Source organism: Pseudomonas sp. S1_G07 (assembly GCF_054668565.1).
On sequence record NZ_CP162778.1, the window covers coordinates 4,392,839 to 4,414,058 of the forward strand.

Consider the following 21,220-nt stretch of genomic DNA (forward strand, 5'->3'; position numbering starts at 1 on the left):
GATCAAAATGTGGGAGCGGGCTTGCTCGCGAATGCGGTGAATCAGTGAATAAATAACTGACTGACACACAGCATTCGCGAGCAAGCTCGCTCCTACAGTTGTCGGTTATGTTTGATCAATTCGGCTCCAACAAAAAGCCCCTGCATCTCACGATACAGGGGCTTTTGTTTGCGCCGCTAAATCAAGCCGGTTGCAGTACCGACTGGCCGCTCAACGCCAAATCCAGCAACTCACGGTTGGCCACTGCATACATGGCGTAGTCCGTGCCGACCGCAGCACGAATTTCCACCATCATCGTGCGCCAGCGATCAGCCATGTCCTGGTGCTGCTCAAGCCACAGGGCCACGCGGGCTTCCATGTCTTGTGGCGCATCGGCCATTTGCAGAACCGAAATGGTGATCGCCCGTTGCTGCCAGTCCACGTCGTCGCGGAACGCTTCGCGGGCCTGGGCCTGCCAATTGTTGGCCACCGGCAGATCGCTGATCTGCTGCAGGTACCACGGCAAGTCCAGGGCGCTGCCGACGGCGAAGTAGGCCTTGGCCACTTCGGCGGCGTCATGCCCGGTTACGTCGGCGGCTTCGATGATCGGCAGCAAGGTGTACAGGTGGGCAGTGCCTGCCACCATACGCGCCAACAACTCCGGCACGCCGGCTTCGGTGTAGGCCTGGTAGCGGGTCTGCCAGCCTTCGCGGGTCGGGCCTTCCAGCAGTTCGTCGAGCTTGAGACCCAACGCAGCCAGGTGCGGACCGAAGTGCGCGGTATCACGGCCAGCATCCTGCTCGTTGCGACGGCTGCGCAGGAACCAGCGCGTGGCGCGACGGCCCAGGCGCATCAGCTCGTCCATCAGCTCCAGTTGCACGTCGGCCGAAACCTGGTGGTCCAGGGCTTCGATCTGGCGGAACCAGTGCGGGAGATGGAAGATGTCACGCACGATCACATAAGCACCGGCCACGTTCGCCGGGCTCATGCCGGTCGACTCTTTGAGTCGTTGAACGAAGGTGATGCCCATGTGGTTGACCAGGTCGTTGGCGATCTGGGTGCTGACGATCTCGCGCTTCAGGCGATGGCGACGCATCGCCTCACCGAACTTGGCCACCAGGCTCGGCGGGAACGCGGTTTCCATGTCGCGGGTCAGGTACTCGTCATCCGGCACCTGGGACTTGAGCAGCGCTTCCTTGAGGTCGATCTTGCTGTATGAGATCAGCACCGACAGTTCCGGACGGGTCAGGCCCTTGCCGGTGGAAGCGCGCTCGGCCAGTTGCTCCTCGGTCGGCAGGTACTCGATGGCGCGGTCCAGCTTGCCACGGCCTTCCAGGTCGCTCATCAGGCGCTTGTACTCGGCGGCACGCTCGTAGGCTTTGCGTGCAGCCAGGGACAGGGCCTGGGTTTGCTTGTAGTTGTTGCCCAACACCAGGTGGCCGACTTCGTCGGTCATGCTCGCCAGCAACTGGTTGCGTTGCTTGTCGGTCATGTCACCGGCCTGCACCACTTCGTTGAGCAGGATCTTGATGTTCACTTCGTGGTCGGAGCAGTCCACGCCACCGGCGTTGTCGATGAAGTCAGTGTTGGAGCCGCCGCCGTTGAGGCCGAATTCCACGCGACCCAGTTGGGTCATGCCGAGGTTACCGCCCTCGCCCACCACCTTGCAGCGCAGCTCGTTGCCGTTGACGCGCAAGGCGTCGTTGGCCTTGTCGCCCACATCGGCGTGGCTTTCGGTGCTGGCCTTGACGTAGGTACCGATACCGCCGTTCCACAACAGGTCCACCGGCGCCTTGAGCAAGGCGTTCAGCAATTCGGTCGGGGTCAGCTTGTCGGCCTGGATGTCGAAGCGTTCCTTCATCTGCGGCGAGATGGCAATGCTCTTCGCGCTGCGCGAGAAGATGCCGCCGCCTTCGGACATGATGCTGGTGTCGTAGTCGCTCCACGCCGAACGCGGCAGCTCGAACATGCGCTGGCGCTCGACGAAGCTGGTGGCCGGGTTCGGGTTCGGGTCGATAAAGATGTGCAGGTGGTTGAAGGCCGCGACCAGTTGCAGCTTGTCGGACATGAGCAAGCCGTTACCGAACACGTCACCGGCCATATCGCCGACCCCGACCACCGTGATGCTGTCTTCCTGCACGTTGATGCCGCGCTCACGGAAGTGGCGCTGCACGCCGACCCACGCGCCCTTGGCGGTGATGCCCATTTTCTTGTGGTCGTAACCGGCCGAACCACCCGACGCAAACGCATCGCCCAGCCAGAAGCCGTAGTCGATGGCGATACCGTTGGCAATGTCGGAGAAAGTCGCGGTGCCTTTGTCCGCGGCCACCACCAGGTATGGGTCATCGGCGTCATGGCGCACGACGTTGGCCGGCGGCACCAGGGCGCCGTCTTTCAGGTTGTCGGTGATGTCCAACAGCCCGGAAATGAAGATGCGGTAGCAGGCGATGCCCTCGGCCGCGATCTCGTCGCGGCTGCCGCCCAACGGCAGGCGACGCGGCAGGAAGCCACCTTTGGCGCCCACCGGCACGATCACCGAGTTCTTCACCTGCTGGGCTTTTACCAGGCCCAGCACTTCGGTGCGGTAGTCCTCTTCACGGTCGGACCAGCGCAGGCCGCCACGCGCGACGTTGCCGAAGCGCAGGTGCACGCCTTCGACCCGTGGCGAGTACACGAAGATTTCAAACTTCGGCACCGGCTTGGGCAGCTCGGGAATCGCGCGCGGGTCGAACTTGAAGCTGAAGTACGACTTGTTCTGGCCGTTGGCGTCGGTCTGGTAGAAGTTGGTCCGCAGTGTGGCCTTGATCAGGTCCAGGTAGCGACGCAGGATGCGGTCTTCGTTGAGCACCTGAACGTCGTCCAGGGCGCTGAGGATCGCTTGTTCCAGGCGTTGCTGCTTGTCTTCCAGGTCGTCGGCGGTGAGCTTGCGCGCCAGGTAGAAGCGGGTCTTGAACAACCGGGTCAACTCGCGGGCGATGTCGGTGTGGTTGTTCAGGGTGCTGGCGATGTAACCCAGGTCGAAGCCCAGGCGGATCTGCTTGAGATAACGGGCGTAGGCACGCAGCAGCGCGACGTCGCGCCATGGCAGGCCGGCGGTCAGCACCAGGCGGTTGAACGCATCGTTCTCGGCATCGCCATGCACGATGTGCACGAACGCGTCCTGCAAGGTGTCGTTGAGCTGCTGGATATCCAGGTTCACGCCTTCGGCGGCGATGAACGCGAAGTCATGGATCCAGAACTCACGGCCATTGGCGTGGCGCAGACGGTACGGGAACTCGCCCAGCACGCGCAGGCCGAGGTTTTCCAGGATCGGCAGCACGTCGGACAGCGCCAGCGGGGTATCGGCGTGATAAAGCTTGCAATGCAGCTCGCGCTGGCCGGACACCTGGCCCAGCGGCTGGTAGAAGCTCATCACCAGCGGGTTGGCTTCGGTCAGGCTGAGCAGGTGCTGCATGTCGACCACGGCCGAATGCGCGGCAAAACGCTCGCGGTAGCCGGCAGGGAAGCCTTTCGGGAAATCCGCCAGCACGTTGGTGCCGTGGGCTTCGCCGAAGCTTTCGACCACCAGGCTGGAGTAGTCGTCCTGCCAGCTGCGGCAGGCCTGCACCACTTCTTTTTCCAGTTGCAGCGGATCGATGTCCAGGCGGTTCTTCGGGTCGACCCGCAGGATCAGTTGTACACGGGCCAGCACCGACTCGGAGAAGAACGTCCAGAACTCGCAGTCCGAAGCCTTCAGGCGATCCATCAGCACTTGCTGGATCTTCTGGCGCACTTCGGTGGAGTAGATGTCGCGCGGCACGTAGGCCAGGCAGTAACAGAAACGACCGTACGGGTCTTTGCGCAGGAACACGCGGATCTTGTTGCGCTCCTGGATCTGCACGATCGACATCACGGTGCTGAACAGCTCGTCGACCGGGGTCTGGAACAGGTCATCGCGAGGCAGCACTTCAACCACCTGCGCAAGCTCCTTGCCCAGGTGCGCCTTGGCCTGGAAGCCCGAACGGCGTTCGATTTCCGCGACCTTGCGGCGGATATAAGGAATGACCCGCACGCTTTCGCCGTACACCGAGGAGGTGTAGAGGCCCATGAAGCGACACTCTTTGATGACCTTGCCGTCGGCATCGATCTCGCGGATCGACACGTAGTCCGGGTAGGCCGGGCGGTGCACGCGGCTGGGGTGAGCGGCCTTGGCGAACGACAGCACCGTCGGTTCGCGCAGGTAAGACACGGCATAATCTTCGATGCGCAGGTCATCGGCGGTGAGGCCGGCGCGCAGCAGCTTGGTCAGACCGAGGAAAGAGTCGGCGTCATATTCGATATGACCGCCATCCACCTCGTCACGTACCACGAACTCTTCGTAACCCAGGAAGGTGAAGTGGTTGCCCACCAGCCATTCCAGGAAATTCTTGATCTCGGCTTTTTCTTCGCTGTCGATAGCGAACGGGCTGGCGTCGATACCGGCCAGCAGGTCCTGGACCTTGGCTTTCATCGGCTCGAAATCGGCCACGGCCACGCGCACTTCGCCCAATACCTGCTCAAGCTCTTTGCTCAGCACGCTGAGTTCGACGGCGTTGGCGCAACGGTCGATTTCCAGGTACATCAGCGATTCTTGCTGGATGCCTTCGCCCTGGGTGCCTTTTGCCAGCACTTCCAGCAACTCGCCCTTGGCGCCGCGACGTACGCTGAGCACGGTGGTCTGCAGGGTGTGGATGCTGTAGCCACGGCGGTTCAGCTCGGTGCGCACCGAGTCGACCAGGAACGGCAGGTCATGGTGCAGCACTTCGACCGCGGTGTGGGTCGACTGCCAGCCATGACGTTCGTAATCGGGGTTATAGACCCGCACTTGCGGTTGGGTGTGATCGAAGCGCTCAAGCAGGCGCCAGGCAGACAGGGTGCAACCAGCCAGGTCGGAAAGACGACGCTGGGTCAGTTCGTCCAGGGAAATGATGCCGAAGAATTGTTCAGCGAACAGCGCCACTTGTGGCAGTGCCTGTTCACTGATGTGCTGCGCCAGTGCCGCTTGCAGTTGATGCTGGAAGTCGGCCTTGCTGGCTGCGGTGAAGAACGCCATCTGTGGTACTCCGCTTGGGCTTGTTATTGATGGAAGCGTCGCGTGTTATCCCCTTGCGGGGGACCATCAGCTCTGATCGCTGGTAACGAGTTAAGCACCATAAACGAATCAGGGTGACAGGTGGGTGAAGCTGGACAAGACAGTCAGGTCACATACAACTTCCATAAGATGCGCACCTTGCCGGGTGACGGTACGACGGGCAGGTCAGGCGCCTGGCTCATGCACATCCGTTGCGCAGCTTAGCGAGTGTAGGAAGACCACTCTTGCAGCGCTGCGACATATTCGGTCATCGGTAAGCAGGCGTGGAGTTGCGACGGGTGCAACCCGGGATTTGCGGTGTAAAAACAGACAGGTTTCACACCTGCGAGTACCAAAAATGACTGGTTTTGACCGTCAGGTCATGCCGCGGTTGTGACACAGGATGCAGCAGAAAATTCGCCGCAATGGCACAATTGCCACGCACAACGCCCACTCCAGACAGGATCCCACATGCTGCAGCTGAAAACCGACGCCCTGATGGCCACCCCATGCGACGACGAAGAAGACAACATGGCCATGCTCTGCTGCCACGGCAAGAACGGCGAGATGTTCATGCTGAGCCGTTACCCGGATGAAGACGAAGTCGAACTGACCTGGGATTACGAGCCATCGACCCTGGACGGATTGAAGGTAACGTTGGGCAACACCACCCTGTTGGTGGAGCTTGCCGCAGGTGATGCCGATGCGCTGGGTGGCAAGGATCAGTTGGAGATTACCCACAGCACTGCTGCGTCGGACATGGCCGAAGTCGAAGAAACCCTGCAGAACATCCTCAGCGGCACGGGCACCCTTATCCGGATCTAAGCGGTGCCAGCTCCCACATAGACGGTGTTCGCAACACAAAAATCCTACAAGTTTTGCCAAAAATACCCGTTACGCCGTTAGTCGCCACCCCCCTCCATGCATTAAAGTAGTGCCCCCCAGCCCGGTGTTTGTCGCACAGCACACGGGCTCATCTTTCCAGGAACCGTCATCGATGGAACATCGTGAAGCGCTGCTTGCGCTGCGAACCTTTCTTTCTACGCAGATTCTCGGCCAGGAAAAACTCATCGATCGCCTGCTGATCGCCCTGCTCGCCGACGGCCATATGCTGGTGGAAGGCGCGCCGGGCCTGGCCAAGACCAAGGCGATCAAAGAGTTGGCCGAGGGTATCGAAGCGCAGTTCCATCGTATCCAGTTCACCCCCGACCTGCTGCCCGCCGACATCACCGGCACCGAGATCTATCGCCCGGAAACCGGCAGTTTCGTCTTCCAGCAAGGGCCGATCTTCCACAACCTGGTGCTGGCCGACGAAATCAACCGCGCGCCGGCCAAGGTGCAGTCGGCCTTGCTCGAGGCGATGGCCGAGCGCCAGGTCAGCGTGGGGCGCAGCACCTATGACCTGTCGCCGCTGTTCCTGGTGATGGCCACGCAAAACCCCATCGAGCAGGAAGGCACCTACCCCTTGCCCGAAGCCCAGCTCGACCGCTTCCTGATGCACGTCAAGATCGGCTTCCCGGATGCCGCCGTGGAGCGGCGCATTCTGCAACAGGCGCGTGGCGAAGCACTGAATGGCGAAACCAAGCCCGAGCGCCGCGTCAGCCAGCAGGCGATCTTCGCCGCGCGCAAGGAAATCCTCGGCCTGTATATGGCCGATGCCGTGGAGGAATACCTGGTGCAACTGGTCATGGCCACGCGCACCCCGGCCAAGTTCGACCCGGAGATGGCCGAATGGATCGCCTACGGTGCCAGCCCGCGCGGTTCCATCGCCCTCGACCGCTGCGCCCGCGCCCATGCCTGGCTGGCCGGGCGTGACTTCGTGAGCCCGGAAGACATCCAGGCGGTGCTGTTCGACGTACTGCGCCACCGCATTATCCTGTCGTTCGAGGCCGAAGCCGCTGGCATTGACCAGGACCGCGTGGTGCAACGCATTCTCGACGTCGTTGCCGTCGCTTGAAGTCGATGAGCACCGGCGATGGGATCCGCGTCACGCTCAGCGAACTGATTGAGATGCGCCACCGCGTGCGCGAAGTGCAGCTGTTTTCCACGCCGAGCCAGCGCAGCCCGTTGATCGGCCTGCACCATTCCAAGTTGCGCGGGCGTGGGGTCGACTTCGATCAGGTGCGGGTTTACCAGGCCGGCGACGACGTGCGCACCATCGACTGGCGCGTCACCGCACGTACCCAGGAGCCGCACACCAAGCTGTTCCACGAAGAGCGCGAACGCCCGATCTTCATCATGGTGGAACAAAGCTGCCGGCTGTTTTTCGGCTCGGGGCAGATGTTCAAGTCGGTGCTCGCGGCCCAGGCGGCCAGCCTGATCGGTTGGGCGGCGCTGGGGCACAACGACCGAGTCGGCGGGCTGGTGTTCGGCGACAACGAGCACTACGAAATCAAGCCGCGCCGCAGCAAACAAAGCCTGCTGCAACTGCTCAACCGCCTGGTGCGCGTCAACCAGAGCCTGAACACCGAAAGCCGCCCCGAAACCGAGGCCCTGAGCATGGCCCTGCGCCGAGGCCGCGAAGTACTGCGCCCTGGCAGCCTGGTGATTGTGATCTGCGATGAGCGCGCCCTGACCGAGGGCGCCGAACAACAGTTGAGCCTGTTTTCGCGCCATTGCGACCTGCTGCTGTTGCCGATCTCCGACCCGCTGGACCACGCCCTGCCCGCCGCCGGGCTGCTGCGTTTCGCCGAACGCGGCGCGCAGCTGGAACTGGACACGCTGAACGTCGACCTGCGCCAGGCCTACAAGGCCCAGGCCGAAGCGCGCATCGCCCGCTGGGAACTGCTCGCGCAGAAGTTGCGCGTACTGCTGATGCCCTTGAGCACCCAGAGCGAAATGGTCGAGCAACTGCGCGAATACCTCAACCCGCAACGCCCGGCGAAAAAACAATGAGCAGCCTCGACCAACTGCAACCGCTGATCGCGCCACCGCCCATTGGCTTCTGGCCCCCCGCGCCGGGCTGGTGGCTGTTGCTGCTGGTGATTCCGTTGATCGGTTGGGGGGTATGGTCGCTGCGCCGCTTGCTGCCCGCGCGGCGTCCGCTCGCCCGCGCCGAACAACCACTCGACCCGCTGCGCATTGCCGCCCTGGCCGAGCTGGCGCTGATGCCCAAGCCCTACGACGGCGCGCCCGCCGGCGCCTGGCTGCAACAACTCAACGGCCTGCTCAAGCGCCTGTGCCGCAATGACTACCCGTATAGCCAGAGCCACACCCTCAACGGGCGCAAATGGCTGGCGTTCCTCGACAACCGCTGCCCGGCCGCCGGCCTGACGCGCTGGATGGTGCTGGTGGAAGGCGCCTACAAGCCCGAATGCAAACTCGACGACAAGGCCATCGCCGGCCTGACCCAGGCCGTCGACACCTGGATTCGCAAACATGTTTGAGTTCGCCTGGCCGTGGATCTTCGCCCTGCTGCCATTGCCCTGGCTGATGCGGTGGGTGCTGCCCGCGGCCGACAGCGGCGAGCCGGCACTTAAAGTCAGCTACCTCAGCGACCTCGAAGGGCTGGCCCGTCGCCGTGCCCGCGCGAACCTGCCGGGCTGGCGCCAGCAGGCACCATTCGTGGTGCTGTGGCTGTTGCTGTTGACCGCCGCCGCGCGCCCGGAATGGCTCGGTGAACCGCTGCCGATTGCCGCCAGTGGCCGCGACTTGCTGGTGGCGGTGGACGTGTCCGGCTCCATGGACTTTCCCGACATGCACTGGCAGGGCGAAGACGTGAGCCGCCTTAACCTGGTCCAGCATTTACTCGGCGATTTTTTGCAAGGCCGCGAAGGCGACCGCGTCGGCCTGATCCTGTTCGGCAGCCAGGCGTACCTGCAGGCCCCGCTGACCTTCGACCGTCGCACCGTGCGCACCTGGCTGGACGAAGCGCGGATCGGCATCGCCGGCAAGAACACCGCCATCGGCGACGCCATCGGCCTGGCCCTCAAACGCCTGCGCCAACGCCCGGCGCAAAGCCGCGTGCTGATCCTGGTCACCGACGGCGCCAACAACGCCGGGCAGATCGACCCGCTGACCGCCGCGCGCCTGGCCTTTGAAGAAGGCGTGAAGATCTACCCGATCGGCATCGGTGCCGACCCCGAGCAAACCGGTTCCCTGGGCATCCTGGGCGTCAACCCGAGCCTGGACCTCGACGAACCGGCGCTCAAGGCCATCGCCGAGACCACCGGCGGCCGCTACTTCCGCGCCCGTGACGGCGAAGAACTGCAAGCCATCAAGGACACCCTCGATACACTCGAACCTGTCGAACAACAGCCCACCCAGGCCCGCCCGGCCCAGGCGCTGTACAGCGGGCCACTGGCCCTGGCGCTGATCCTGAGCATGCTGCTGGTGATCCAGGAACGCTGGCCCGATAACGCACTGCAACGCGGGTTCAACGCACTGTCGCGCAAAGGGATCTTCCTGCAACAGCATCCACAATGGCGCCAGCGCCTCAAACGCCTGCGCTTGCGGAGGCGTCGATGATCGACCTGTGGCCGCACTGGTTCCGCCCCTGGTGGCTGTTACTGCTGCCCTTGCTCGGCTGGTTGCTGTGGCAATTGTGGCATCGGCAAAAACGCGCCGGGCGCTGGCAGATGATCCTGCCGCCGGCCTTCCACGCCGTGCTGCTCAGTGGCGGCAACGGCCGCGAAAGCAAATCCCCCTGGGTAGTGCTCGGGATTGCCTGGCTGTTGGCGTTGCTGGCGCTGCTCGGCCCCAGTTGGCAGCGGGTCGAGCAAAACAGCCAGAAGCCCTCCGACCCTTTGGTGGTGCTGCTGGAACTGACCCCGGAAATGCTTGCCACCGACAGCCCGCCCAATCGCCTGGAACAGGCGCGGCGCAAGCTGTATGACCTGCTGCAGGCGCGCACCGATGCGCAAACCGCCATTGTCGTGTATGCCGGCAGCGCCCACACGCTGGTGCCGCTGTCGGACGACCTGGCCACCAGCGGCAACCTGCTCGAAGCCCTGCGCCCCTCGATCATGCCCGAGCCCGGCCACCGCGCCGACCTGGCCGTGGAGAAGGCCTTGGGCTTGCTCAACCAGGGCGGTCTTGGCCAGGGGCGCCTGCTGCTGATTGGCTCGTCGCTGTCCAAGCAGGAACGCCAGGGCATTCGCCTGCTGCTGCAAAACAACCGGGCACCGCCCCTGTCGATCCTCGGCATCGGCAGCCGCGAAGGCACCCCGGTGACCCAGGAAAGCGGTGAGTTCCTCAAGGACGAACAGGGCGCGATCCTGGTGCCGCGCCTCGACAGCCCGACGCTCAAGGCCTTCGCCAGCGAAATGGGCGGCCGCTACCGTGCCGCGCGCCTGGACGACAAAGACCTGCGCCAGCTCGGCGTGCTCGACCCGCCACAGGCGCTGCGCAACGACGGCCAGCTGCTGCACCTCGACACCTGGGCCGACCAGGGCTACTGGCTGCTCTTGCCGTTGCTGCTGCTCGCCGCCTGCGCCGCCCGCCGTGGCTGGCTGTTCTGCCTGGCGCTACTGCTGTTGGGCGCGCCCCAGCCCAGCTATGCCTTTGAGTTCCAGGATTTGTGGTTGCGCCCCGACCAGCAAGGCCAATACCTGCTGAAGAAAAAGCGCCCGGCCGAGGCCGCCGAACACTTCCAGGACCCGCAATGGCAAGGCGTAGCACTGTATGAAGCGGGCAACTATGCCGAGGCCATCAAGCGGTTTGCCGAGGGCACAGACGCCTACTCTCACTACAATCGCGGCAACGCCCTGGCCCGCTCCGGCGAGCTGGAAGCGGCGATCGATGCGTACGAACAAGCCCTGGAGGCCCAGCCCGACCTGCAACCGGCGCTGAAAAACAAAGCCATGGTGGAAACCCTGATGCAGGAACAGGCGCAGCCCGAGCCCGAACAACCGGCAAAAAACGAAGATGACGAAACCCGTCAACCCGGCCAAACTGCGCAACCGGGCGCCAGTGGGCAAACCGCCAAGGACAGCGAAGTGTCTTCCCAGGGGCAGGGTGAAGCCGCCAGCGGCGATACCCAGCCCGGCGCCACACCGCAAACCGGCGGTAACGAAGTACCGGGCAGCGAACTGGGGGATGAGCAAACCACCAGCCCGCCACTGCGTCCCATCGACGCCAGCCTCGACGGCGAACATCGCCAGGCCCTGGAACAATGGCTGCGGGAAATCCCGGACAACCCCGGCGAACTGCTGCGGCGCAAATTCTGGTACGAACAGCAACAGCATCAGGACAAGACTCGATGAGCCGCCGCACCACCCTTCTGTTTCTGCTCGCGTTATCGGCAGCCCACGCCCAGGCGGCGAACCTGGTCGCCAGCGTCGATCGCAGCCGCCTCAACGCTGGGGAAACGGTGGAACTGACGGTGGAGTCCAGCGACGTCACCCAGTTCGGCAAGCCCGACCTGTCCCCCCTGGATGCGCAGTTCGAAGTCAGCGGCACGCGGCAGATCAACCAGCTCACCACCCTGGGCGGCGATAACCACGCCACCACGCGCTGGATCATTACCCTGCTGCCCAAGGAGAGCGGCAACGTCGTCATCCCGCCGCTGCAAGTGGGCCAGTTCACAACCCAGCCGATCAACCTGCAAGTGCTGGAAACCACCAGCCAGAACACCAGCGCCGAACTGGCACCGGTGTTCGTCGAAGCCAATCTCGACCAGAGCAGCGTGTACGTGCAGGCCCAGGTGCTGTTGACCGTGCGCGTGTACCACTCGGTGTCGCTGTACGACGACAGCAGCCTCACGCCCTTGCAGATCCCCGATGCCCGTGTGGAACAGTTGGGTGAGTCGCGCACCTACGAGAAAGTCATCAACAGCATCCGCCATGGCGTGATCGAAACCCGCTACGCGATCTACCCGCAACACAGCGGCATGCTTGAGATTCCTGCGCAGACCTTCAGCGCTACCTTGGTCGAATCGCGCCCACCCCAGGAAAATACCCTGCAAGGCACCAAACCCGGCAAGCTGATCCACGTGAGTTCAGCGCCGCTGCCACTGACGGTCAAGCCCAAGCCGGCGCTGTATCCGGCCGACGCCGCCTGGTTGCCGGCCCGCAGCCTTACCCTGAGCGAGAGCTGGAACCCGGACCCCGAGCATGTGCAGGTCGGCGACTCGCTGACCCGCAGCCTGACGGTCAAGGCCGAGGGCCTGTCCAGCGCGCAATTGCCGGCCTTGCCCAGCACCGATATCGCGGGTTTGCGCCGCTACCCGGACCAGCCGGTGCTCGGCAACCAGACCAGTGATCGCGGCCTGACCGCCAGCCGCGAAGACCGCGAAGCCCTGGTACCCAACCGCGCCGGCAGCCTGGAACTGCCCGCGGTGGAGGTCGTGTGGTGGAACACCCATGAGGACCACCTCGAACGCACCAGCCTGCCTGCCCGTACCCTGCAAGTGGCCAACAACCCGAGCCTGGCGGTGGACACTCCCGCCACCCCCACCATCATCACCGCCCCCGACGACAACCACCTGTGGCTATGGCAACTGAGCACCCTGCTCCTGGCCTGCACCACCCTGCTCGGCTTTGGCCTGTGGTGGCGTGCACGCCGACAACCGGCCGTACAACGCGCCGCACAAACCGGCCCGAGCCCACGCACCCTGCTCGACGACCTCAAGCGCGCGACCCAGGCCAACGACCCCCACGCCACCCGCCAGGCCCTCGACGCCTGGGCCCGGCAGCAACCGGAAACCCTGGCCGACATGGCCGCGCGGTTCGTGCCGCTGTCGGATGCGTTGGATGGTTTGAACGGCGCGCTGTACAGCGAAAGCGGCCACTTCTGGCTGGGTGAAGACCTGTGGCGCGCGATCAAGGCCATCCCCATGGCCGAGCGCGAGCAAGACCCGGCCACGGATACCACCAGCTTGCCGCCGCTGTATCCCAAGTAATCGCAACATTCCTGACACCACACACTCCAGGTGTGGGAGCGGCGCTTAACTGACTGGCATCTGGGCAAACCCCAATGCTGGTCAGTTAAGGATGTGAGACGGCGAACACGTTCCTGTGGCGAGCGGGCTTGCCCCGCGTTGGGGTGCGAAGCAGCCCCAAGACCAGGCGCAGAGGCGTGCCTGATACAGTGCATTCGTCTTCATTAGGGGCGCTTCGCACCCCAACGCGGGGCAAGCCCGCTCGCCACGGGGTAGTGGGGTCTCCTGCATTTGACTTGTGTCGTATGGTCGACATGCATTGTTAAAGGCCAGCAATCCATATCCCTTTAATTTGCAGGACGTTTCCTAGACAATCCCACGGCCTTGCGCCTGCTCAGTCCACTGGCTAGCCTTCGCTCCGTCGCTGCATATCAGCGATCAGGGGTGAGATCCTGTGATGAACGGAGCCAAGTGCCACAACCGCGAGCAACATGCTCTATGGCGGCTGTGTGCGGGCAGACCTCGGTCTGACCGGGTGCTCCTGTCCGGTAATCTCACCCCGCACATAGCTGCCACCTTTCGTCGAGTGAGATCGGCAAAAGACTGGCTCCCAACCCAAACAGGAGCTTCACGCATGAACAAAATCGTCCCCGACCCACTCTTCGTCGCCCACGAAAACCTCAGTTTCGAAGACGCCATCGCCAGCATTTCATCACTGCTTCGCTGCGCCGCCACCACCGCCACCGGGACGGCCGAAGGCTTGACCGGCGCCCAGCGCGACATGGCCTGCGCCACCGCGCACTTGATCGACATGGCCAAGACCCTCGCCGACCGGGCGCTGGATTGCCTGCACCCAACCCCCACCAACGCCGCATAACCCTGTAGGAGCTGGCTTGCCTGCGATGGCGGTGGACCAGTAGACCCCTATGCCAGCTGACCCACCGCCATCGCAGGCAAGCCAGCCCACATTGGATCGTGGTCACCCACCGGCACCCTGTGTGCGTTTACAGGTAAACTCCCCTCCTTTTCATCTTCTCCACGGAGTTCGCCTTGCGTCTGTTCCACACCTCCGACTGGCACCTTGGCCAGAACCTGCATGGCCAGGAACGCGACTTCGAACACGCCTGTTTCCTCGAATGGCTGCTGGGCCAGTTAAAAGCCCAGCGCCCGGATGCGCTGCTGATCGCCGGCGATATCTTCGACACGGTCAACCCGCCGCTCAAGGCTCAGGAGCGTCTGTATGACTTCATCATCAGCGCCCACGAACAAAACCCCGACCTGACCATTGTGATGATCGCCGGCAACCACGATTCCGGCTCGCGCATCGAACTGCCCGCGCCGTTGATGCGGCGCTTGCGCACCCATGCCCTGGGCCGCGTGCTGTGGCTGGATGACGGCCAGCTGGACGCCGAACGCCTGCTGATCCCGCTGCCGGATGCCAAAGGCAAGATCGCCGCGTGGTGCCTGGCATTGCCCTTCCTGCGCCCGGCGGAAGTCACCGGCGCGCACCTGGGTGACGATTACCTGCGCGGTATTGGCCAAGTCCATGAATGGCTGATCGCCGCCGCCAACGCCAAACGCAAAAAAGGCCAGGCGCTGATTGCCATCAGCCACGCCCATATGGCCGGCGGCTCAGTGTCGGAAGACTCCGAGCGCAGCCTGATCATCGGCAATGCCGAGGCGCTTCCAGCCACGTTGTTCGATAAAAGTGTCGGCTATGTTGCCCTCGGCCATTTGCACAAGCCGCAAAAGGTGAATGGCGAAGAGCGCATTCGCTACAGCGGCTCACCGATTCCGCTGTCGTTCTCCGAAATCGGCTACAAGCACCAGATTCTCGACGTAACGTTCCAAGGCCAAGCCCTGGTCAGCGTCGAACCGCTCTTGATCCCCCGCTCCGTTAACCTGCAACGCCTGGAAGCCGCGCCACTGGCCGATATCCTTAAGCAACTGGCGGACTTGCCCGACATCGACCTGCTCGCCGAAACCCAACGCCACCCCTGGCTCGAAGTACGCGTGCGCCTCGACGAGCCGCAACCGGACCTGCGCCAGCAGATCGAAACCGCGCTGCAAGGCAAGGCCGTGCGCCTGGTGCGCATCGCCGCCGAGTACGCGGGCAAACGCGGCAACGATGACACGGACGACGAGCGCCTGATCGAACTTGACCAGCTCACGCCTCAGGAGCTGTTCAGCCGCGCCTGGCAGGACAGCTACGGCAGCGAAGTGGATGAACAGACCTTGAAGGACTTCGCCGTGCTGCTCCAGGAAGTGCAGCAAGAGGAGGAGCAGGCATGAAAATCCTCGCCATCCGCCTGAAGAACCTGGCCTCCCTGGCCGGCCCGTTCGAGATCGACTTCACCGCCGAGCCCCTGGCCAGTGCCGGGTTGTTTGCGATTACCGGCCCCACCGGCGCCGGTAAAAGCACCTTGCTCGACGCACTGTGCCTGGCGCTGTTTGGCGCGGTGCCGCGCCTGGGCGACACCGGCCAGGCCAAGATGCCGGATGCCGACAGCGATATTTCCATCGGTGACCCGCGCACCTTGCTGCGACGCGGCACCGGCGGCGGCTATGCCGAGGTGGATTTCGTCGGCGTCAACGGCCGTCGCTATCGCGCGCGCTGGGAAGCCAACCGTGCCCGCGACAAGGCCAGCGGCAAGTTGCAGAACAGCCGCCAAAGCCTGATCGACCTCGACAGCGACCAACTGCTGGCCAGCCAGAAAACCGAATACAAAACCCAGCTGGAACTGGCCCTGGGCCTGAATTTCGAGCAATTCACCCGCGCCGTTCTGTTGGCGCAAAGCGAGTTCAGCGCGTTTCTCAAGGCCAACGACAACGAGCGCAGCGAACTGCTGGAAAAGCTCACCGACACCGCCCTGTACACCCAACTGGGGCGCCGTGCGTTCGACAAGGCCAAGGACGCCAAGGATGCGCACAAGCAGTTGCAGGACCAAGCCACCGGCGTGGTGCCCCTGGCCGCCGAAGCCCGCGCCGAACTGGACCAACAACTGGCCGACGCCCAGCAACAGCTCAAGACCCGGCAGGCCCAGCTCAAGCAATTGGAATTGCAGCACACCTGGCTCAAGGAACTGCGTGAATGGCAACAGCGCCAGCTCGACGCTACGCAACAACTGCAACGGGCCCAGGCCGACTGGGACAACCAGGCGGCCCAACGCCAGGACCTGAACCGGCTGGAGCAGTTGGCACCGCAACGCCATCACTTCACGCGCCAGGTTGAGCTCAATGGGCTGCTGACGCCATTGGCCGCACAGATTCAGCAGCACCTCGAACAACAAACCGCTCTGCAGACCCGCCAAGCGCAGGCGCAACAGCAGCAGGCCCACGCCCAGGCGGCACTGGCCGAAGCGCTGAAAGCCCAGGGCGACGCCGTGCCGTTGCTGCGCCAGGCTTTCGAAGCTCAAAGCACCCTCGCCCACCTGACCAAAGACCTGGCCAAGCGCAGCGAAGACAAACTCCAGCAGCAAACCGCCTGCGCCGAAGGCCAGTCGTTGCTCAAGGGCTTGCAGGACAAGCAAGCCCACGTCGCCGGGCGCCTGCAACGCCTGGCCGCCGAGCTCGAGCGCAGCGCCGCCCTGGCCCCATTGAGTGAGGGTTGGACCTATCAGCGCGAGCGCCTGCAACAGCTGATGGTGATAGGCAGCCGCCTGAAAAAGGGCCAGGAAGAACTGCCGCAGCTGGAAGAACGCGCCACCCGTGCCGCCGAAACATTCACCGCGCAGCGCGAAGCCCTGGACCTGCTGTACCAGGAGGCCGGCGCCGAACCCCATGCGGTGGCCGAACAGATCCAACTGCTTGCCAGCCTGCTGCAGGACAATCGCAAGCAACAACGCGCCTTTGAAGACCTCACGCGCCTGTGGGACAGTCAGCAACAGCTGGACCAGCAAGCCGCCGCCCTCACGCAAAAACTTGCCGACGCCCAGCAGCAGCGCGAGCAACTCAACCAGACCGGCCTGCAAGCCAAAGCCGAACTGACAGTCGCCGAACAGACGCTGACGGTGACCAAGCAACTGCTCGAACGCCAACGCCTGGCGCGCAGTGCCAGCGTCGAGGAATTGCGCGAGCAGTTGCAGGACGACCAGCCCTGCCCGGTGTGCGGCAGCCATGAGCACCCGTATCACCAGCCCGAGGCCTTGCTGCAAAGCCTCGGCCGCCATGACGAAAGCGAAGAGGCCACGGCGCAGAAAGCCGTCGACACCCTCAAGGAAAAACTCACCGAGCTGCGCGGCGAAGTCGGCGGCCTGATCGCCCAGCAAAAGGAATTCCTGCAACAGCAAGAGCAGTTGGCGACACAGCAACACGCGCTGAAACCCAGCCTGGATGCGCACCCGCTGGCCGCTTCGCTGTTCAATCAGGACGCGGGCAAACGCAGCCCGTGGCTGGCTCAGCAACTGGCCCAACTCACGCAAAGCATCACCCAGGACGAACAACGCCAGGCCGCCCTGCTCAACCTGCAACAGAACGCCGGGCGCTTGCAGCAACAACTGCAAGCCGCCCAGGACGCCAGCCAGCAAGCCCGCCAATTGCTGGTGGATCAGCAGCGCGAGCTGTCCAACGACCGCGAGCGCCTTGACGAAGAACTCCATGCCTTCGCCAGCCTGTTGCCCGGCGATACCCTCGACGGCTTGCGCAGTGAACCGGCCGCGACCTTCATGCAGCTGGACCAGCAGGTCAGCCAGCGCCTGGAGCAATTGGGCCATCAGCGCGACGAACTGGCCGAGCAGCAGGAGCGCCAGCAGGCCATCGAGAAAGAACAGACCCACCAGCAGCATCGCCAGCAGCAACTCGACACCCTGCTCCAACAGGTCAGCGAGCTGGCCACGCAGCAACAGGCCGCCCAGGCAAGCCTCACCGACCTGCTCGGCGGGCACACCAGTGCCGACCACTGGCAACAACAACTGGACCAGGCCGTGAGCCTGGCACGCCAAAGCGAAACGGATGCCAGTCAACAGCTGCAGGACATCCGCAACACGCTGATCCAACTGGCCGCCGACCTCAAGGCCCGGCAGGAACGCCAGCAAGCGCTCAGCGCCGAACAGCACGCCCTCCAGACACGCCTCGGCGAATGGCGCGCCCTGCACCCCGAACTGCACGACGCCGGCCTCACCCGCCTGTTGGCCTTCGACGAGGCGCACGTCAATGCACTGCGCCAGCAGCTGCAACACAGCGAAAAAGCCGTGGAACAAGCCAAGGTCCTGGTGCAGGAGCGCGACCAACGCCTGGCCGAACACCAGGCCCTGCACAACGGCAACCTGGAGGCCGAACAGCTGGACAGCGCCCTCGCCGCGCTCAACCAGCAATTGGCCGAGGGCGAGAAACACGTCGCCGAACTGCGCGCGCGCCAGGCCGAAGACCAGCGGCGCCAGGACGCCAACAGCGCCCTGAACGAACAGCTCGCCAAGGCTTATGACGAGTGGCAGCGCTGGGCCCGCCTGAATGCGCTGATCGGCTCGGCCACCGGCGATACCTTCCGCAAGATCGCCCAGGCCTACAACCTCGACCTGCTGGTGCACCACGCCAACGTGCAACTGCGCCAACTGGTACGCCGCTACCGCCTCAAGCGCGGCGGCAGCATGTTGGGCCTGTTGGTGATGGACACGGAAATGGGCGATGAACTGCGCTCGGTGCATTCGCTGTCCGGCGGCGAGACGTTTTTGGTGTCGCTGGCGCTGGCCTTGGGCCTGGCGTCGATGGCGTCCAGCACCTTGAAGATCGAATCGCTGTTTATCGACGAAGGCTTCGGCAGCCTCGACCCTGAGTCGCTGCAATTGGCGATGGACGCACTGGATGGCTTGCAGGCCCAGGGCCGTAAAGTCGCGGTGATTTCCCACGTGCAGGAAATGCACGAGCGCATCCCGGTGCAGATTCAGGTCAAGCGCCAGGGCAATGGCTTGAGCACGCTGGAGGTCAAGTGAACGAGGCGTTGCTGTATTCGTTCCGGCGCTGCCCGTATGCCATGCGCGCACGCCTGGCGTTGCGCTACGCCGGGGTCGCGGTGCGGATTGTCGAGGTCAGCCTCAAGGCCAAGCCGGCCGAGATGCTGGCGCTGTCACCCAAGGGCACGGTGCCGGTGTTGAGCGTGGACGGCCAAGTGATTGATGAGAGCCTGGCGATCATGCAATGGGCCCTGGCGCAGAACGATCCTGACGACTGGCTGCTACAGGGCAACCCGGCCACGCTGGCGCTGATCGCCGAGAATGATCAAGGGTTCAAACATCACTTGAATCGATACAAGTACGCCGAGCGTTACCCGGAGCAACCGATGGTTTTTTACCGGGCCGAGGGCGAGGTGTTCTTGCAGAGGTTGGAAGCGTTGCTGACAGAGCGAGATTACTTGCTGGCCGATCACCTGAGCCTGGCCGATGTGGCACTGGCGCCGTTTGTGCGCCAGTTTGCCCATGTGGACCGGGAGTGGTTTGCCGCAACGCCATATCGTCGGCTACAAGCCTGGTTACAACGCTTTTTGCAATCACCGCTGTTCATCGCGGTAATGGCAAAACCCTGAGGCCACTCAGCGCTGGGTCTTGTGATCCAGGGCAGCATAGAAGTTGGCGCTTTGTTGCAGGTATTTCTGGGTATAGGCGCTGGTGCTGGAGCGTTTGCCACTGACTTCCACACTGGCGGCCGCTGGCAATGCCACGGTGGCGGAAACAGCGGAAGCGGCGATGATCGAGAAGAGATTGAAGTTCATGTCGGTAACCCTTGTGTTCGTTTGGTTGGGTGGCCGGGGAAGGCCTTGGAACCCAACTTACGCCCGAGGGTTGAACCTTAGAAATGCTTTGAAACAGTAGCCGCTATTAATACAATTAATACAAAGAGTCAGGCCCCGCATGGCGGGGCCTGTGGCTTATTGACGCACCAGGAACTTGAGGTCGCTGGGGGCATCGATCGGCAACTTCTGCGTGGTTTTACCCAGCAAGCCGGTGCTGGGGTCACGTTCGAGCACCACGATTTCATTGCTCTTCTGGTTGGCGATCAGCAGGAACTTGCCGCTGGGGTCCAGGGCGAATTCGCGCGGGTGGTCGCCTTCCACCGAGCGTTGCTGCACTTGCTTGAGGTGTGCGGTGGCCGGGTCAACGCTGAACACCAGGATATGGTTGGCCGTGCCACGGTTGCTCACATAGAGGAACTTGCCATCGCTGGAGGCATGCAGCGCCGCGCCGGCTTTGTCCGACACGGGTTGGCCAACGGCATAGTCCACCAACTGGGTTTGGGTCAGCTTGCCGTCGTTGTAATCGAACACGGCGACCTGGGCGCTCATCTCGGTGGTCAGCCAGGCATGCTTGCCATCGGCGCTGAACAGCAGGTGACGCGGGCCGCTGCCTGGCGGCAGTTGCACCGAGGCGGGGTTGGCCGGGGTCAGCGGCTGCTCGTGGTTGGTCTTGGGGTCGTAGCGATAGGCAAACACCTTGTCCGCCCCCAGGTCTTGCACAAACACGTACTTGCCGTCCGGCGATGACACCACTGAGTGCACATGGTTGGACGCCTGCCGCTCAGGGTTCACGCGGCTGGCCGGGTGCCCGCTCAACTGCACCGGCGGCGACAGCTTGCCCGTGGCGTCCACCGGCAGGATTGCCAGGCTGCCGCCCGGATCCTCGAGTACCGAATAGTTGGCGACGAACAGGTAACGCCCGTCAGCGGCGACGCTGGAGTGGGTCGGCTCATTACCCAGACTCTGCACTTGGTTGATCAGGGTCAGTTGGTGACTCTTGGGCTCGATGCTGTAGCTGCTCACGCGACCGACGGCGTCTTTCTGGCCCGGGCCGTTTTCGTTGACCACAAACAGGTGTTTCTGGTCTTTGGAGACCGTCAGCCACGACGGGTTGGCCGCCTTGGCCGCCAGTACCGGCGAGCCCTGGAACTGGCCGGTGCGGCTGTCGAACTGCAGGCGGTAGATGCCTTCGCTGCTGCCGGCGGTGTAGCTGCCCACGAGCAATTCATGGATGTCGGCCGGCGCGGCCTGTACCGACATCGCGCCTACGCTGCCGGCCATCAGCAGCGGCCAGAATTTACGCATCATCATCGGCTTGGTCCTCATCGTTGTTATTGCCAGTGAACGCGCTCATGCAGATCAGGCGGTGTTCGCCCGAATCACCGGTCAGGGTCCAGCTTTGCAAGGTGGTATCGAACGTGGCGGCCTGCACCTGTTCCAGGCTGAAACTCCAGCGTTTTTCAGCACGGCCGTCCATGGCGGTGATCAGCAGCTTCTCGGCGCCGAGTTCGAAGTCGAAGGCGTGCAGCCCGTCGATTTCGAGCATGTCGCTGGTTTCAAGGACGGTGGCCAGGTTGTCTGCAGTCATTACAAGTCAGTCATCTGAAGG

The 21,220-nt window shown here is 63.5% G+C and carries 15 protein-coding genes; 11 read left to right on the forward strand and 4 right to left on the reverse strand.

The window, feature by feature from the left end; genetic code table 11:
* Positions 1-181: 181 nt before the first annotated feature.
* A complete protein-coding gene (locus tag AB4O05_RS19915; RefSeq protein WP_460135771.1) occupies positions 182-5,050 on the reverse strand; it encodes an NAD-glutamate dehydrogenase in 4,869 nt (1,622 codons plus the stop codon).
* A gap of 489 nt (positions 5,051-5,539) precedes the next feature.
* Here AB4O05_RS19915 and AB4O05_RS19920 point away from each other — a divergent pair, with 489 nt between their 5' ends.
* The 11 genes from AB4O05_RS19920 to AB4O05_RS19970 all read left to right on the forward strand — a co-directional run bounded on the left by AB4O05_RS19920 (position 5,540) and on the right by AB4O05_RS19970 (position 19,404).
* Positions 5,540-5,893: a hypothetical protein gene (locus tag AB4O05_RS19920; protein WP_460135770.1), complete on the forward strand. Its 354-nt coding sequence runs from the start codon at positions 5,540-5,542 to the stop codon at positions 5,891-5,893.
* Positions 5,894-6,065: 172 nt separating this feature from the next.
* Positions 6,066-7,025: an AAA family ATPase gene (locus AB4O05_RS19925; protein WP_003174327.1), complete on the forward strand. Its 960-nt coding sequence runs from the start codon at positions 6,066-6,068 to the stop codon at positions 7,023-7,025.
* A gap of 5 nt (positions 7,026-7,030) precedes the next feature.
* Positions 7,031-7,963: a DUF58 domain-containing protein gene (locus tag AB4O05_RS19930; RefSeq protein ID WP_460135769.1), complete on the forward strand. Its 933-nt coding sequence runs from the start codon at positions 7,031-7,033 to the stop codon at positions 7,961-7,963.
* Positions 7,960-8,454 carry a DUF4381 domain-containing protein gene (locus AB4O05_RS19935; RefSeq protein WP_460135768.1) on the forward strand — a complete coding sequence of 165 codons (495 nt, stop codon included), beginning with the start codon at positions 7,960-7,962 and terminating at the stop codon, positions 8,452-8,454. Before AB4O05_RS19930 ends, AB4O05_RS19935 begins: the two co-directional genes overlap by 4 nt.
* The gene (locus tag AB4O05_RS19940; protein WP_460135767.1) at positions 8,447-9,535 is read left to right on the forward strand and encodes a vWA domain-containing protein; all 1,089 of its coding nucleotides are present in this window, start codon (positions 8,447-8,449) and stop codon (positions 9,533-9,535) included. The genes AB4O05_RS19935 and AB4O05_RS19940 overlap by 8 nt, the downstream gene beginning before the upstream one ends.
* Positions 9,532-11,271 (forward strand): tetratricopeptide repeat protein, encoded by a 1,740-nt coding sequence (locus AB4O05_RS19945; protein WP_460135766.1) that lies wholly within the window; start codon positions 9,532-9,534, stop codon positions 11,269-11,271. The genes AB4O05_RS19940 and AB4O05_RS19945 overlap by 4 nt, the downstream gene beginning before the upstream one ends.
* On the forward strand, positions 11,268-12,908 hold the full coding sequence (locus AB4O05_RS19950; protein WP_460135765.1) for a BatD family protein: 1,641 nt from the start codon (positions 11,268-11,270) through the stop codon (positions 12,906-12,908). The genes AB4O05_RS19945 and AB4O05_RS19950 overlap by 4 nt, the downstream gene beginning before the upstream one ends.
* A gap of 613 nt (positions 12,909-13,521) precedes the next feature.
* Entirely contained in the window at positions 13,522-13,764 is a 243-nt protein-coding gene (locus AB4O05_RS19955; protein WP_460135764.1) for a DUF6124 family protein, read from the forward strand.
* Positions 13,765-13,937: 173 nt separating this feature from the next.
* Positions 13,938-15,179 (forward strand): exonuclease SbcCD subunit D C-terminal domain-containing protein, encoded by a 1,242-nt coding sequence (locus AB4O05_RS19960; RefSeq protein ID WP_460135763.1) that lies wholly within the window; start codon positions 13,938-13,940, stop codon positions 15,177-15,179.
* Entirely contained in the window at positions 15,176-18,814 is a 3,639-nt protein-coding gene (locus tag AB4O05_RS19965; RefSeq protein WP_460135762.1) for an AAA family ATPase, read from the forward strand. Before AB4O05_RS19960 ends, AB4O05_RS19965 begins: the two co-directional genes overlap by 4 nt.
* On the forward strand, positions 18,811-19,404 hold the full coding sequence (locus AB4O05_RS19970) for a glutathione S-transferase (RefSeq protein ID WP_460135761.1): 594 nt from the start codon (positions 18,811-18,813) through the stop codon (positions 19,402-19,404). The genes AB4O05_RS19965 and AB4O05_RS19970 overlap by 4 nt, the downstream gene beginning before the upstream one ends.
* Positions 19,405-19,410: 6 nt before the next feature.
* On the opposite strand, the gene AB4O05_RS19975 is transcribed toward AB4O05_RS19970, so the two are convergent.
* The 3 genes from AB4O05_RS19975 to AB4O05_RS19985 form a co-directional block, all read right to left on the reverse strand.
* On the reverse strand, positions 19,411-19,590 hold the full coding sequence (locus AB4O05_RS19975) for a hypothetical protein (protein WP_460135760.1): 180 nt from the start codon (positions 19,588-19,590) through the stop codon (positions 19,411-19,413).
* A 156-nt stretch (positions 19,591-19,746) separates the two neighbouring features.
* Positions 19,747-20,922 (reverse strand): lactonase family protein, encoded by a 1,176-nt coding sequence (locus tag AB4O05_RS19980; protein WP_460135758.1) that lies wholly within the window; start codon positions 20,920-20,922, stop codon positions 19,747-19,749.
* Positions 20,909-21,199 carry a DUF5629 family protein gene (locus AB4O05_RS19985; protein WP_460135757.1) on the reverse strand — a complete coding sequence of 97 codons (291 nt, stop codon included), beginning with the start codon at positions 21,197-21,199 and terminating at the stop codon, positions 20,909-20,911. Before AB4O05_RS19985 ends, AB4O05_RS19980 begins: the two co-directional genes overlap by 14 nt.
* Positions 21,200-21,220 lie beyond the last annotated feature (21 nt).

Bases quoted from the DNA above. Each gene is read 5' to 3' on its own strand.
- AB4O05_RS19920 (WP_460135770.1), top strand. From the start codon at position 5,540: ATGCTGCAGCTGAAAACCGACGCCCTGATGGCCACCCCATGCGACGAC.
- AB4O05_RS19955 (WP_460135764.1), top strand. From the start codon at position 13,522: ATGAACAAAATCGTCCCCGACCCACTCTTCGTCGCCCACGAAAACCTC.
- AB4O05_RS19935 (WP_460135768.1), top strand. From the start codon at position 7,960: ATGAGCAGCCTCGACCAACTGCAACCGCTGATCGCGCCACCGCCCATT.
- AB4O05_RS19975 (WP_460135760.1), bottom strand. From the start codon at position 19,590: ATGAACTTCAATCTCTTCTCGATCATCGCCGCTTCCGCTGTTTCCGCC.
- AB4O05_RS19915 (WP_460135771.1), bottom strand. From the start codon at position 5,050: ATGGCGTTCTTCACCGCAGCCAGCAAGGCCGACTTCCAGCATCAACTG.
- AB4O05_RS19965 (WP_460135762.1), top strand. From the start codon at position 15,176: ATGAAAATCCTCGCCATCCGCCTGAAGAACCTGGCCTCCCTGGCCGGC.
- AB4O05_RS19925 (WP_003174327.1), top strand. From the start codon at position 6,066: ATGGAACATCGTGAAGCGCTGCTTGCGCTGCGAACCTTTCTTTCTACG.
- AB4O05_RS19945 (WP_460135766.1), top strand. From the start codon at position 9,532: ATGATCGACCTGTGGCCGCACTGGTTCCGCCCCTGGTGGCTGTTACTG.
- AB4O05_RS19930 (WP_460135769.1), top strand. From the start codon at position 7,031: ATGAGCACCGGCGATGGGATCCGCGTCACGCTCAGCGAACTGATTGAG.
- AB4O05_RS19980 (WP_460135758.1), bottom strand. From the start codon at position 20,922: ATGATGATGCGTAAATTCTGGCCGCTGCTGATGGCCGGCAGCGTAGGC.
- AB4O05_RS19940 (WP_460135767.1), top strand. From the start codon at position 8,447: ATGTTTGAGTTCGCCTGGCCGTGGATCTTCGCCCTGCTGCCATTGCCC.
- AB4O05_RS19985 (WP_460135757.1), bottom strand. From the start codon at position 21,199: ATGACTGCAGACAACCTGGCCACCGTCCTTGAAACCAGCGACATGCTC.
- AB4O05_RS19950 (WP_460135765.1), top strand. From the start codon at position 11,268: ATGAGCCGCCGCACCACCCTTCTGTTTCTGCTCGCGTTATCGGCAGCC.